Raw genomic sequence first — 14,145 nt, forward strand, 5'->3', positions numbered from 1 at the left:
GTATTGTGTTTTCTATCACTTGTTGTGTTGAAATTTACACTATATATCTTAAATAAAAAAATGAAAGATGAAGCTGTTAATTCTGCAAATGTGTTTGTTAAAAAAATAGATGGAACTATTATTGAAAAATGGTACGAAAATAGTGGTAGCAATGCTGAAAATTATTCAAATTTTAAAATAATAGAGAAAGTTTTACATTGTAATTAAAAATACCAAAAATTCCATATAAGCCTATAAATAAGGTTTATATGGAATTTTTAAATTTTCAACTGGGAAACTCGGGAAAATACACGCATCCGAAAAAATAAAAAACTTCCTAAGAAGTTTAATTAACAAATATAAATGTGAATGTAAGCGCGGTAAGTATTAGAAAGAAAAGAGACATTGAAATTTTATAGTAGTTGGTCTTAATTTTAACTTTTTTATCTAAATTATTGTTAGAGATAAGCTTAAGATTTTTTTCTTTTTTACGGTAAAAATCAACTCTTCTTTCGCCTATATAAACTAACACTAATAAAATAGCTGATAATAATGAGCCCATTATTACACAACCCAATGTTGTCATGGCTGTCATAATAGCAGCATTAGCATTTATACTTTGATTATCGTAAGCAGTTGCTTTTAGTGATTCATTAATTAGGACTTTATATAAATAATCACTTGTTCCAGTTCCACCCGGTGTTAGTGATACAGAATTAGCCACTCTTATTAAAATATTTTGAACAGTTAAATTGATATAGAAACCATATTCAACGTCGTTTCTAACCATATCAAGAGATAATGCTTGTAGTGCAGTTGTCGATATCATTGTTGGGGCAAATTTAATAACTGTTAATTCAATAAAATATCAAAAGTTTTTAAATGACTTCTTTATACAATTATTGATATTAAATAATTCATATTTAAGTTTTGCTCGAATAGCATAAGTATCGTAAACTCTTATAAACGGAAAACGTTCAGTGAAATAAATAATAATTTTGATAATTATATTTTGGATTCTTTTGCTTGCAGTCATTATCAGTAATAAAACCGTTAAGCTGGTGTCAAAAATAAGTCCAAGAATAAGCATTATGTTAAATGTAATTGAATGTGGGTTCCCACTGGTAAAAAAACTACTAAAACTAACAATTCCCATAGGAACAAATATAACTGTCGAGATAATATTTACAACTTGTCACAAGAATGTATTAACAACAATTGATGACATTAATACTGATCTTGGAATGTTTCTTTTTCTTAAATATCAATATGTTGCAATATCACCACCAATGGATTTTGGGGTAATGGTTTGAACAATTAGGCCAATAGCAGTACTAATAAAAAGATCTTTTCAACCTATTTTATAACCTTGTAAGGAAATCAGTCGTTTAAAAATTATTGCTTGGAAAAAGGCATATACTAAGAACAACAAGCACATAAAAGCAAATGAAGATCTAGCTCAATAACCCGCGGAAGCGGCTCGTTCATATCCTGGTATATCATTTTTTACATAAAACTTTTTAAATATAGCATGTAGAACCTCTGATGGCCCACCACCACCAAATTCGTCTTTCAAGTTGTAAACTGAATAAAACAAGAAAATAATAATACCTATTAAAACTGAGACATAAAACAAATATTTAATCAATGATTTAGGAGAGAACTTTTCTTCCTTTTCTTCCTCTTTTAAGTCCATGATACCATTTAAAATTTCATTATTTCTGATAACCATTTGAAGTTCTTTGTTTTCTTCATTATTTTGTTCAATAGTTTCACAAAATAATGAAATGGTATTAGTAAATTTGTTATATCTAATGTATGTATATTCTTTATTTCTAAATGCTATTTGATATAAAGAAACTTTTTTTGAAATATTATCGTCTTTAATATCGCGGACTCTAACAATTTCATACGATGGTTCTATCTTATCTAATTTAGATATCCTTTGGAAAAATCTTCTAGCAGCTGCTATATTTGCTGAATATGTTTTTACTGTTAATTGGTGCCGTCCATACTTAGCATAAATTTCTTGTAACACTTGGTAAATATCTTTGTTTTTTTCTTGTTGGTAGAAATTAACCATTCTTAATAATTCAAACATGAAATGATTAGCATCATAGCCATCATAAATGCGATTGTATGGAATAAATTCATTTCCACTAGTGAAGCTCATCAATAATTCTTTATCAGGATATTTCTTATAACAATTAAAAGTATTAGAGCGGCTTACAAATTCATATGTACTAATACCATAATCAGTTGCTATAGTCTTTGTTAATGAGCCAACAAAATAATTTTTAGCGATCACATATTTTGATAAATTGGACTTGTCGAAATCAGGGTCGTCATTAATTAAAAAGTTGAGATATAAAGCTGCTAATTCATCTGGTTTAAAATACTTGTTTGCTTTTTTATGTTTAATACATACATTTAGTCCAGTACCTTCTTCATTAATAACTATATTAATTTTTGAGCCAGAAAAAATTCCTTTTCATAATGAGCTTTCTAAATATTTTTGGTTATTTATATAAAAAAAGTTTGCACTTTTTGACCGTTTTACAGACACATAAGGAATTTTTAGATTATTCAATTCTCTTAAATAAAAATCTTTATTTTCAAAATTTGAAATATCAATAGATAATTTTAACGAATTACTATTTAAATATTTGTTTCCACAATATTTATTGTTCATAGTTTCATAATAGATATCATCAATATCACTATAAATATAATTAGCACTGTTTTCAGGGATATTAACCAATAAGTAGTCGGTAGAATCAATAACATTGATAATTTTTTGCATCTCTTTGTCGCTAAAAGGAGCACCAGAACCAAAATTAAATGCAATTTGTACTTTTTTATTTTTACCTAAAAATTGTTGAAATGAAACAATTGCATGGCAGCCGGTTTTATAGGCTGCATAGTTTTTTAGACTAATTGGTATATTTTTAGAATTTTGAAAAACAACGGGTTGAATATTTTTTTGAGTTAATACACGTGCGAAAATATTCAAATATAAATTTGTTTCAAACGCATTATCTGAAATTAAAAAAACTTTTTTTTGGACTGATAAATCATTATCAGATGTTTGGCAAAAAGCATTTGCTAATGCTGTAATAGTATATTCATTAATTAAATTAGTGCCAATTCCAATGTCTGAAATTATTCTATTCCCTACTGATTGAATGTTGGTTGAAAAAGCTTGTTCTATTTGTTCTTGCGAATTTCTTCGGCTAAAATTTCATAACATATTTGGAAAACTGGAATCTAACGATTTTTGCTTATTTCACTTTTCTAAAATTGGATTTAATGCCATAATTTCTCCCATGTATTAACTTATATTTAGTTATTATAATAAAATATTATATTAAAATAATATTATGAAAATTTTATTAGCAGGAACCCCTGATTTTGCTGTTCCAATTTTTGAAAAGATAATAAATAATTTTAATGTGGTGGGAATTGTGAGTCAGCCTGATCGTCCAAGCATTAGAGGTCACAAGATTGTTGAAACACCAGTTAAATTATTAGCACAAAAATATAATATTCCTTGTTATCAGCCAGAAAAAATTGGCGAAATTGCTGATGAATTAAAAAAACTCGACTATGATTATTTAATCACAGCAGCTTTTGGGCAATATATACCCACATCAGTTTTAAATATTGCTAAAAAACTAAATTTAAATATACATGCTTCTTTATTACCTAAGTATCGTGGCGCTGCACCAATTCAACATGCACTGTTAAATAATGATGATGAAACAGGCATTTGTTTGATGGAAATGGTTAAACAGATGGATGCGGGTGATATCTTTGCTAAAATTAAAATAAATATTGACGAAAAAGATACAGCGTCATCGCTTTTTTCTAAATTAAGCATTTTAGCATCAAACAATATTGTTAATTGATTAGTAGATATTGATAAAGGTTTATTAAAAAGAGAAATACAAAATGAAGATTTAGTTACTTTAAGTCCAAAATTAAATAAAGAGGATGCATTAATTAGTTCAGAACTAACGTGTGCTGAGGCTATTAATAAAATAAGGGCCTTTGAAATGAATCCAGGAGCTTATATAATTTTAAATAATAAAAGAGTCAAAATATATTTTGCTTATATGCGCCCTGTTAAAAATGCGATTGAAATTCATTTAAAAGATGGCATAATATATGCCACTGACTATAATATTGAAGGAAAAAAGAGAGTAAACTCTGTTAAAAAAATTATAATATAAGAAATGAAAAAATACACGAAACCATTATTATTCCCTATTTTATTAGTTGCTTCTAGTGCAACTGTTATTTTGTCTGCTTCTTGCAATGATTCTGGCACTTTATCTGATGATGTTGAAATAACGGCTGAAATTAAACAAAATCTTAAAAAGAAAAATATCTTTCCAGATAGAGTTTTAGATGAAGATTTAACATATTCATTTAAAAACTACAATGGAAATAATGTAAAAATCAATAATCCAAAGATTGCTGGTTATGATGTTGAAAAAGGCGAATTAATTATTGATTATGAATTGGTTTGAAGTTGGGGCAAAAGATTGCACAAACAACAATCTGTTGGTGGTTTTATGTCTGCTTATTCATATATTAATAAATGGTTTCAAGGGAATAATGTGAATGAAAATGAAGTTCTCAATGAAAAATTTCATAATATTAAAATTAAGTATAAAGAAGGCTATGATCCTAGTCAGAAATCATCATTTTTAGCAAGCCAAGTTTGTGACAAAATTTTTGGTGTTGAAAAAGTAAGTACGATTAATGTTGAAAACTTTAATGTTTCATTATATCAACGTTATTATGACGATCTAAAGCAAGAGGTATATGTCGACTACAAAGTTGTATATAATCATAAAATGCCAACTGATATCACTGAACCATATGAATTAATTAAAAAAATCAAACTTACTGAGTTTATGAGTATTCCAGCAGCCATTGATTTTGATTTAAATAACAATGCAAGATTTATTGGAAAAGATGAAAAAAGCATAGAAAAATCATCAGTTAGTGCTAAATTTGCTCATGATAACTTAACAGACATTCAATTACCAGGCAGTGAAAAATTTGCTAAAAATGAATTAGAAATAAAATCATTTTCAAAAAAATCTTATGACGAAAAAAAGGGCACGGTTTTAATTAGTTTAAATTGTGTAGTTAAAAAACCCGGAACAACGCAAATCTATGATGATTTAGAAATCACTTTGACTGGTTTTAAAACAAATTAGATTTTAAAAAACCAATTACTTTTAGGTGGTTGATTTTTTATATTTTGCTGTTTTATAAAGGAATTAGTCAATAGATTTAAAAAAAGACCATAGGCCTTTTATCAAATGCTTTATAGTCTTATCTTTTAATTTCCTTAAGACGCGCAGCCTTACCAGCACGATCTTTCATATAGTAAAGTTTAGCTCTTCTAACTTTATTAGATCTAACAACTTCAATTGTTGAAATCAAAGGTGAATTAAGAGGGAATGTTCTATTAATACCAACGCCAAATGAAATTTTTCTAACTGTAAAAGTTTCTCTTGTACCTGATTCTTTTTTACTAATTACTAAACCTTCAAAAACTTGGATACGTTCCTTACCACCTTCACGGATACGCACGTGAACTTTAACATTATCACCAACACGAAATTCTGGGAAGTCAGTACGCAATTGCTTTTCTTCAACTAATTCTATTAATTTATTTCTCATTTTTAATCCTTTCAATAATATCTGGACGATTTTTTAATGTTTTTTTATATTGCTCTTCTTTTCTTCATTTTTCAATTTCAGCATGGTTTCCGTTTAATAATACTTCAGGAACTTCCATGCCTTTATATATTCTAGGACGAGTATATTGAGGGTAATCAAGTAAGCCATCGCCTTGAAATGAATCTAACTCATGGCTTTCTTTTTTGATAACCCCATCTACTAAGCGGATAATTGAATCGGCCATCACCATAGAAGGCAATTCACCACCAGTTAGTACATAGTCACCTATTGATAATTCTTCATCCACCAATGAAACTATTCTTTCATCAAAGCCTTCATATCTGCCTGAAATAAATGTTATTTCATCATATTTAGATAATACTTCGGCTTTTTTTTGGTCAAATAATTTACCCTGAGGGGAAACCAGAATTTTATAGCCTGCTCCACTTTTTATTGAATTAAGTGCTAAATCAATTGGTTCAATTTTAAGCAGCATTCCTTGGCCTCCACCAAACACTTCATCATCAACTTTATGATGCTTTTCATCAGTGCTATATTTTCGGAAGTCAATAACTTTTATTTTCACTAACTTTTTTTCAATTGCTTTGGCAATTATTGACTCTTTTTTAAATGGACGGTAATAATTAGGAAAGAGAGTTAAAAAATTTATCTTCATTTATTTACTTAGTTGATGCTTTTTTAGCAGCAGTTTTTTTAGTTGAAGTTGTTTTTGCGCTAGTAGATTTTTTAGAAGCTACTGTTTTAGCAGGTTTAGAAACTTCTTTTTTAGTTTGCACTGATTTAGTGTTAGATTTTAAAGCAGCATTAATTTTTTCATTTAGTTTGTGTGTTCTAAATAAGTTATAAACGGTTTGAGTTAATTGAGCTCCGTTTTTGATTCATTGGATAGTTGCTTCTTCATTAATTTTAAAAGCTTTTGAATGTGGGTTGTATTCACCAATAGCTTCTATAAATCTACCATCACGTGGTGCACGTGCATCAGCAACAACAATTTTATAGCAAGCGTTAAATTTACTACCCAAACGTTTTAGTCTGATTTTAACCATATGGTTGCTCCTTTTCTGTAAAAAATTTTTTATTATGTGTCAAGTAGTTTTGCTTGACAGCAATAAATATGTAAATATTTTACACCATAAAAATAAAATATTAGAAAAGAATTTTCATTTTTGAATTTGTTATTAACTAGGTAATTTTCTCATATTTTTTGTGAATAAAAAAATGCCTTATTTAGTTGTTTTAAACTACAATAAAGCATTTTTATAACGTTTGTTATTTAGCTTTTGAAATAATAAATTTATTAGCAAATACATTTATTTCATACTTTTGATTTGGCACTATTGAACCATCAATGATTTGATATGCTAATATACTTTCTATGTTATTTTGAATATATCTTCTTATTGGACGAGCACCAAAATTAGAATCATAAGCATTCTCTGCTATATATTCAACTAATTTAGGATTGTATTTTAATTCTATGTTTTTAGCTTCATAAATTCTTTTAACTAATTTATTCATTTCTAACACAACAATTTGTTCAACATCATTTTGTGACAATGGATTAAATTTAATTATTTCATCAATACGGTTTATGAATTCAGGACTTAAGAATTTAAGCAATTCAGCCTTTAGGCTTGGCACTTCATTTAATTTGTCTAATATTTCAGCGTTAGCTGCAATATTTGATGTCATAATAACAATTAGGTTTCTACAGTTGATAGTTCTACCAGTAGAATCAGTAAATGCGCCATTATCTAAAATTTGAAGTAGTATGTTCAAAACGTTTCTGTCAGCTTTTTCAATTTCATCAAATAATAAAATTGTATAAGGATTTTTTCTTATTTTTTCAGCCAATGAACCGCCTGAATCAAAACCCACATATCCTGGAGGAGCGCCAATTATTTTAGAAACTGAGTGTTTTTCCATATATTCAGACATATCTAAACGTATCATTTGTTTTTCACTATCAAACATTGAAAAAGCAAGTACTCTAGCTAATTCAGTTTTACCAACACCTGTTGGCCCAGTAAATAAGAAACTAGCAAGTGGACGGTTTGGGTCATTAATGTTAGCTTTTGCCCTTAAAACAGCTTTAGTAACCAAAGAAATTGCTTCATTTTGACCTTTAATTCTTGCCTTTAGTTCATTTTCAAGGTTTAATAATTTTTGTTTATCTGTTTCCAAAAGTTTAGAAACCGGAATCATAGTTCATTTGGAAATAATGTTTGCTATTTCTTCTGGCGTTACACTATTTTTGATTAAACTTTCAGATGAATTAGCAATTTTCGTTTCAAGTTCTTTTATTTTCTTTTCAATTTTAGGAACTTCTGAATATTCAAGTCTTGAAGCGTCTTCATATTTAGTTTCACGTTTATAAATATTGATTTTGTATCATAAATCATCTAAATATTTCTTGTATTTTGATAAATCTTCAAGATTCTTCTTTTCAGCGTTTCACTTGCTTTGCAAGCCTTCAATTTTAGAATTAATATCACTAATTTGAGATTCTAGTTCTTTAATCCTTTTTTCATGTGATTTTTTGTTTTCTTCGCTTAAAGCAATTTTTTCCATATTGAGTTTAATTAGACGTTGCTTTGCTTTTTCTAATTCTTCTGGTTCATAGTTAATTTCAGTTTTTATTGTTGCAGCAGCTTCATCAACTAAATCAATTGCCTTATCAGGTAAAAATCTATCAGAAATATATCTATAGCTAAGTTTTGCAGCAGCTACTAATGCATCATCTTGTATCTTAACATTATGATAGTTTTCAAATCTGCTTTTAATTCCACGTAAGATCGTAATAGTATCATCAATAGATGGTTCTAACACATCAACTTTTTGCATACGGCGTTCTAGTGCAGCATCTTTTTCAATATATTTTCTATATTCATCATAAGTTGTAGCGCCAATTAAATGCATTTTTCCTCTAGCCATTAAAGGTTTTACAATATTAGCAGCATCCATGCCACCATCAGCATTTCTGCCTGTGCCAACAAGCATATGAATTTCATCAATGAAGACAATAATTTCGCCATTAGAGTCTTCAACTTTTTTGAGCACACTCTTTAATCTTTTTTCAAATTGGCCTTGGAATTGAGCTCCTGCTATTAAAGAAGCTAAGTCAATTTCATATATATCCTTATTTTTAAGATTTTCAGGTACTTCACCTTCAACTATTTTTCTAGCTAAACCTTCAACAATTGCTGTTTTACCAACGCCAGGTTCACCAACTAACACAGGGTTATTTTTGGTTTTACGACTTAATATTCTTATTAAACGACGGATTTCATCATCTCTGTTAATTACAGGTTCTAATTCATGTCTTGCAGCTAAATCGGTAAGATTTCTACCATACAATTTAAGAGGATCATTTTCATCACCATTTTTTTTATTTTTATTATCTTCTGATAAATTATTAAATAAATCTTCAAAATTAAAATCCATATTTTTACCTCCTCATTTATTTATATTAATATATTTTAGCACTCTTATGGTTAGATTGCTAAAAATATAATTAAATTATTTTGGTAGTTCATTTTGAATGAGAATCATATGAGAATAAATAGTTAATAATACATAAATATCAATATATAATTTATATCAATTTTAAATGCAAAAATAAATTATCGTATCACGAAAGGAAATATGAAAAAAGCTAAAAAATATGCAAAAGCACTTTTAATATTAGAAGGTATAAGTGCAATTTTACTAATTGTAATGATAGTTTTAATATTTCAAGCAATAGCAAAAGCTGGTGACACAAATTCATACGACTCAGAAAGCAATAGTTTGTCGCAATTAGCAACATTAGTAACCGCCAGCTTTATTAATTTATTTATTCTTTTTGTAATAATAGCAATGAGTATTGCTCAATTAGTCTTAGGCATTTTAATGGCAATTAATTGTACTGAAAATTCTGGCTTACAAATATTTTTATGAGTGTCAGTTATTGCTACATTTCTAGGCATTGGTTTATTGCTTTTTATTGCTGCTATTGTAGTGTTAGTTCATAAAGAGAGAGATTATAATAGACCCCCTATTGTAGCTGAATAAAGCTAAAATTAAAAAAGCAACGCGTGTTGCTTTTTTATTATTAGGCTTTAAAACAAGTATATTAGTAAATTTGATTGGAGTTAGATTTTATCGTTTCAAATTAATTTACCTTGAATTCTGTCTCTTTCTTTGTCAATTCCAATAATTTCTAATTTGATGTTATCACCGGTTTTAACAACTTCACTAGGATGAGAAATAAAATGATTTTTGTCTTTTTTCATATTGGAAATATGTATTAAAACAGCTTGTTTAATACCAACATACACAAAGATGCCAAAATCTGTTATATTTTGAACTGAACCATCAAGAATCATGCCTTCTTTAAGATCATCTAAGCTAAGTACATTATCTTTTAAAATGTAGCCACTTTTATCATCGCGTATGTCTTTGGTTGGGTTTAAAAGTGAGTCAATAATCAATTTTATATCGTAAATATTACTATTGAATTTTTTAGATAGCTCATCTAAATTTTGTTTTAGTAATAATTCTTTATCGATATCTTTTAAGTCTAATTTTAATTCATCAACAATTTTTTGAGCTAGGATATACGATTCTGGGTGAATACTTGTTCTATCGAAAAAGTTTTCTGAATCATAAATTCTTAAAAAACCAATTGATTGTTCATATGCTTTTTCACCTAAACCTTTAACATCAAGTAGTTGCTTTCTATTCGTAAATTTTTTAACTTTATTTCTAAATTCGATTATATTTTCTGCTAACTTATTATTAAGACCTGAAACGTATTTAAGAATTTCTTGTGAAGCAGTATTTAAATTAACGCCCACTAAGTTAACAGCTTTATCAACTTTAAATTGAAGAGCATTTGTTAGTTCTTTTTGGTTAACATCATGTTGATATTGTCCAACACCAATTGACTTCGGATCGATTTTTATTAGTTCATTGAGTGGATCTTGAAATCTTCTACCAATATTAATAGCACTTCTTTCTTCAACATTTAGATCGGAAAATTCTTTGATAGCTAAATCAGAAGCTGAATATACTGATGCTCCAACTTCTGAAACAATTGCATATTGCAATTGACTATTAATATTTTTGCTTTTTCTATTCTTAATTATCTGTGCTATAAATTGTTCTGTTTCCCTTGAAGCTGTTCCATTGCCTATTACAATAATATCAATTGGATATTTATCTAAAAAGTTATTAACTATTTTAGTTGCAATTTCTGTTTTAGATTGTGGTGGGTTAGGAAAAATTAAGCCTTTTTCTTTAAAGTCCCCTTGTGGATTTAAAATAGCAATTTTGCATCCATTAACAAAAGCTGGGTCAATAGCCATAATTCATTTTTCTTTAACGGCTGGAAATAAAAGCATAGACTCAACATTTTCAGCAAATAACTTAATAGCTTCTTTTTCAGCCCTAGCGAATAAATCAGATTTTATTTCTCTAATTATAGATGGGAAAATTAATCTATCTAAACTATCAATAATAGAGTTATGAATAATTTTGCCTGTTGTCTTAATTTTAAAATACTTTTCATTGAGATCATAAGTTATTTTAGCTTTGTTAAATTCTTCAATATCATAAGAAATAATTTTGAGGTTTTCACCACGTGATATTGCTAAAACTCTATGATTTGGAATGCTTTTAACTCTTTCTTTATGGTCATAATATTGACGAAAAACTTCTTTTTCATCTTCGGCATTCTTTTTCTTTTTAGTTATTATTCAACCAAAATTATATATTTGATTTTTAACCATTTCACGGTTAGAAATTTCTTGCGAAATAATTTGACTAATAATATATTGAGCTTGTTCAATTGCAAAATCTACATCTTTTACTTTTTCATTTAAATATTTTTCTGCCTCTTTATATGGATTAAATTTTGGATCAGTAGATTCCATAATAGTTTTAGCTAAAGGCTCAAGGCCTAAGCTAATAGCTTCTGTTGCTTTTGTTTTTTTGCCAACTTTAAATGGTTCATAAATATTTTCAACTTCAGCTTTTGTTTTGGCTTGTTCTATCTTGGATTTTAACTCAGGCGTTAATAGTTTCTTTTCGTCTAAAATTTTAAGAATTGCTTCTTTTCTTTTATTTAACTCAACATTATAAGTGTACATTTCATATATTGATTGAATTACTTCTTCATCAAGTCCACCGGTTTGTGCTTTACGATATCTAGCAATAAAAGGAACTGTGGCTCCTTCTTTTATCATAGTAAGCACAGATTGCACATTTTCATATTTAATATTTAATTCATTAGCCACAAAATTAATTGATAAGTCCATTCGCTCTCCTTTTTCGTTTTTATCTTTAAAACAGCCTAATTAGAAACTTGCAAAGTCAATATCATCATCAATTTTGCCTTTACTTTTTCAATTATTAAATAATTTTTTTCTTTCCACTTCATTTTTACATCTTAAGTACTCAACTTGATCTATATCATTTATAAGATCATATTTAGGCGATACTTTTTCTTTATATAAACTATATTTTTGATGAAAGTCAATTATTTTTTGTTTATCATCCTCAATCTGAGCTATTAGCTCATCTTTACCTTTAACTTTAAACAAAAAACATTCTATTTTACGTTTGCTTAAGTCGACTTTATCTGGATGAACATAGTCTTCTTCTTCCAAAAAACACGCTACTATTGCATATTCGTCATAACCTAATAAACTTGTATAAAGCTGTGCTTGTTTTTTATATGACTTTGGGATACCTTTACTATTTGCTGGATTTTTTTCTTGTTTTCATTCATCATATTTTTTTGCTTGTGCAGTTTTAATTTCATAAACTCTTTTTCTTTTTTTATCTAAGGCATCAGGTACACCACCGATAATATCAATATCAGCAAAATAATCATAACCAACAGCACTAGCTTCAATGTGTTCAATTTTTCCACCATTATTTGGATCTCTATCATAATATGATTGTAAATATTCAATAATTTTAGGTTCGAGAATAACACCAGCATTAACATATTTTTTTTGTAAAACAGGTAAGGCCAACCGAGCAATGTGACAAAATGCTTTAAATTCTGTATTGAATCTATCAGGTGTTAGAATATTCCCAATCGATGAACCACCCATTTTTTTAAATTTTTTGAATTTATCATTGCTAAGTAATTGTTGTTGAAATTCATCTTTTAAAATGACACATTGATTTTTTTCATCAAGAATATAATGTGTTCCATTGTAGTATTTAGGCATATTTTTTTCTTTCTGATCAGTTTATATTTTTTCTATTTTTAATAAATATTATTATATGGTATTTAAATGATTATTTTAGCAATCACTAACATCAATTGTAAATAGCACCCTTATGAAAATTTCCATTTTTTCATCATGCTATTTTCCATAACAATACTTACCATAATATATAGTTTTATAATTTAATTATTAATTTTTAATTTATAAGGAGAAAATAATGCAAAGAAACAGATTGAAAAAATCATTAATTTTTGCACTCCCTGCTGTTTTAACCACGACAGTTGCACCATTAGCAAGCATTAGTTGCGGGGGGGGGCAAATATAATTATCTAAATGATATTAAGTTTAAATTAATTAATCCATCTATAACCACGAATAAGGAAATAGTAGATGAATTTAAAAAGAACAAACAATCTTTAAAAAATTATTTAGAGATTTCTAATCCAAAAAAATATGATCTCCAAATTAATGATGTAGAGATAGTTGGCAATAGTTCTATTAAGCTTTTGATTAGAACATCTCAAAACGGAAAAAATGAATATAAAGCGTGGACTCAACCATTAAGTGGTCTTAAGGACTCATCAAAATCGTGAGAGAAAAAAGAATTAGAAGATTTATCAAAAGCTTTATTAGATCAAATTAAGAAGAATCCAAAAAATTTAATTGATTGACAAAGTACCGGAATTAAGGACAAGTTTCCATCAACTATTACTCCTGAAATGATAAAATTCAAACAACATGATCTAATCATTAAGAAATTCCCTGAAGTTGAATTAGTTGCTAATATTGATTCTAATTCTAAGGATGATGTTAAAGGTACATTATCTTTTTCATTAGAAATTAGAAACAAAAAAGGCGGATTAAACAAGGCAAAATATAAAATAGCTAATAATATATTATTATCAACTGATGATGGTCTCTTGGCATTAGATGATTTAACATCAAAATTAACGATCGATGATTTAGATTTGCCAGAAGATATAAAAGACAAGTTACCATCAAAATTCGAAGATGATATTGTTCTAAAAAAAGATTCTGTTTTTAAAAAGAAATATCCTAATGTTAAACTTATTAGAGTATCAAAACCAAACGATGAAAATGATGATCCAAATGGCATAAAAAATATTTCATTTAAGCTTAAATATGATCATAAAGAGTCATCAAAAGTTGCTAATTTGTCTATAAATAAGTTCTATTCTACAAAACAGTTTGATGCCTTGTG

11 protein-coding genes and 1 pseudogene are annotated in these 14,145 nt (G+C 27.8%); 5 read left to right on the forward strand and 7 right to left on the reverse strand.

The genetic code is table 4. The features are described 5' to 3' along the window. Window positions 1-207, forward strand: a 207-nt coding sequence (locus T386_RS04330; RefSeq protein WP_036460025.1) for a hypothetical protein, incomplete at its 5' end; no start/stop codon positions are given. 118 nt (window positions 208-325) lie between these two features. Here T386_RS04330 and T386_RS0103170 read toward each other — a convergent pair. Continuing rightward, window positions 326-3,295 (reverse strand): lysylphosphatidylglycerol synthase transmembrane domain-containing protein, encoded by a 2,970-nt coding sequence (locus tag T386_RS0103170; protein WP_029513700.1) that lies wholly within the window; start codon window positions 3,293-3,295, stop codon window positions 326-328. A gap of 64 nt (window positions 3,296-3,359) precedes the next feature. Between T386_RS0103170 and fmt the strand changes: the two genes are divergently transcribed. Both fmt and T386_RS0103180 read left to right on the forward strand, forming a co-directional pair. After that, window positions 3,360-4,211, forward strand: coding sequence for a methionyl-tRNA formyltransferase (gene fmt, locus T386_RS0103175; RefSeq protein ID WP_029513701.1), 852 nt, complete (start codon window positions 3,360-3,362; stop codon window positions 4,209-4,211). Window positions 4,212-4,214: 3 nt separating this feature from the next. Continuing rightward, window positions 4,215-5,210, forward strand: a complete 996-nt coding sequence (locus tag T386_RS0103180) for a lipoprotein 17-related variable surface protein (protein ID WP_029513702.1) — start codon at window positions 4,215-4,217, stop codon at window positions 5,208-5,210. Window positions 5,211-5,328: 118 nt separating this feature from the next. On the opposite strand, the gene rplS is transcribed toward T386_RS0103180, so the two are convergent. The 4 genes and pseudogenes from rplS to T386_RS0103200 form a co-directional block, all read right to left on the reverse strand. After that, window positions 5,329-5,679: a 50S ribosomal protein L19 gene (gene rplS / locus T386_RS0103185; protein WP_029513703.1), complete on the reverse strand. Its 351-nt coding sequence runs from the start codon at window positions 5,677-5,679 to the stop codon at window positions 5,329-5,331. Beyond that, on the reverse strand, window positions 5,669-6,355 hold the full coding sequence (trmD, locus tag T386_RS0103190; RefSeq protein ID WP_029513704.1) for a tRNA (guanosine(37)-N1)-methyltransferase TrmD: 687 nt from the start codon (window positions 6,353-6,355) through the stop codon (window positions 5,669-5,671). The genes rplS and trmD overlap by 11 nt, the downstream gene beginning before the upstream one ends. Before the next feature lie 133 nt (window positions 6,356-6,488). Then, window positions 6,489-6,746: pseudogene (gene rpsP / locus T386_RS0103195) on the reverse strand (30S ribosomal protein S16); the annotation flags it as partial. 223 nt (window positions 6,747-6,969) lie between these two features. Next, entirely contained in the window at window positions 6,970-9,144 is a 2,175-nt protein-coding gene (locus T386_RS0103200; protein WP_051622796.1) for an ATP-dependent Clp protease ATP-binding subunit, read from the reverse strand. A 201-nt stretch (window positions 9,145-9,345) separates the two neighbouring features. On the opposite strand from T386_RS0103200, the gene T386_RS0103205 reads away from it, so the two are divergent. Then, entirely contained in the window at window positions 9,346-9,753 is a 408-nt protein-coding gene (locus T386_RS0103205) for a hypothetical protein (protein ID WP_029513707.1), read from the forward strand. 80 nt (window positions 9,754-9,833) lie between these two features. Here T386_RS0103205 and T386_RS0103210 read toward each other — a convergent pair whose 3' ends face one another. Together T386_RS0103210 and T386_RS0103215 are read right to left on the reverse strand one after the other, a co-directional pair. Then, window positions 9,834-11,999: a Tex-like N-terminal domain-containing protein gene (locus tag T386_RS0103210; protein WP_029513708.1), complete on the reverse strand. Its 2,166-nt coding sequence runs from the start codon at window positions 11,997-11,999 to the stop codon at window positions 9,834-9,836. Between the two features lie 39 nt (window positions 12,000-12,038). Beyond that, window positions 12,039-12,923 carry an MAGa7180 family putative nuclease gene (locus T386_RS0103215; protein ID WP_029513709.1) on the reverse strand — a complete coding sequence of 295 codons (885 nt, stop codon included), beginning with the start codon at window positions 12,921-12,923 and terminating at the stop codon, window positions 12,039-12,041. A gap of 506 nt (window positions 12,924-13,429) precedes the next feature. Between T386_RS0103215 and T386_RS0103225 the strand changes: the two genes are divergently transcribed. Beyond that, window positions 13,430-14,145, forward strand: a 716-nt coding sequence (locus tag T386_RS0103225; RefSeq protein WP_029513710.1) for a lipoprotein 17-related variable surface protein, incomplete at its 3' end; no start/stop codon positions are given.

Source organism: Mycoplasmopsis primatum ATCC 25948 (assembly GCF_000702785.1).
Taxonomy (GTDB): domain Bacteria; phylum Bacillota_I; class Bacilli_A; order Mycoplasmatales; family Metamycoplasmataceae; genus Mycoplasmopsis; species Mycoplasmopsis primatum.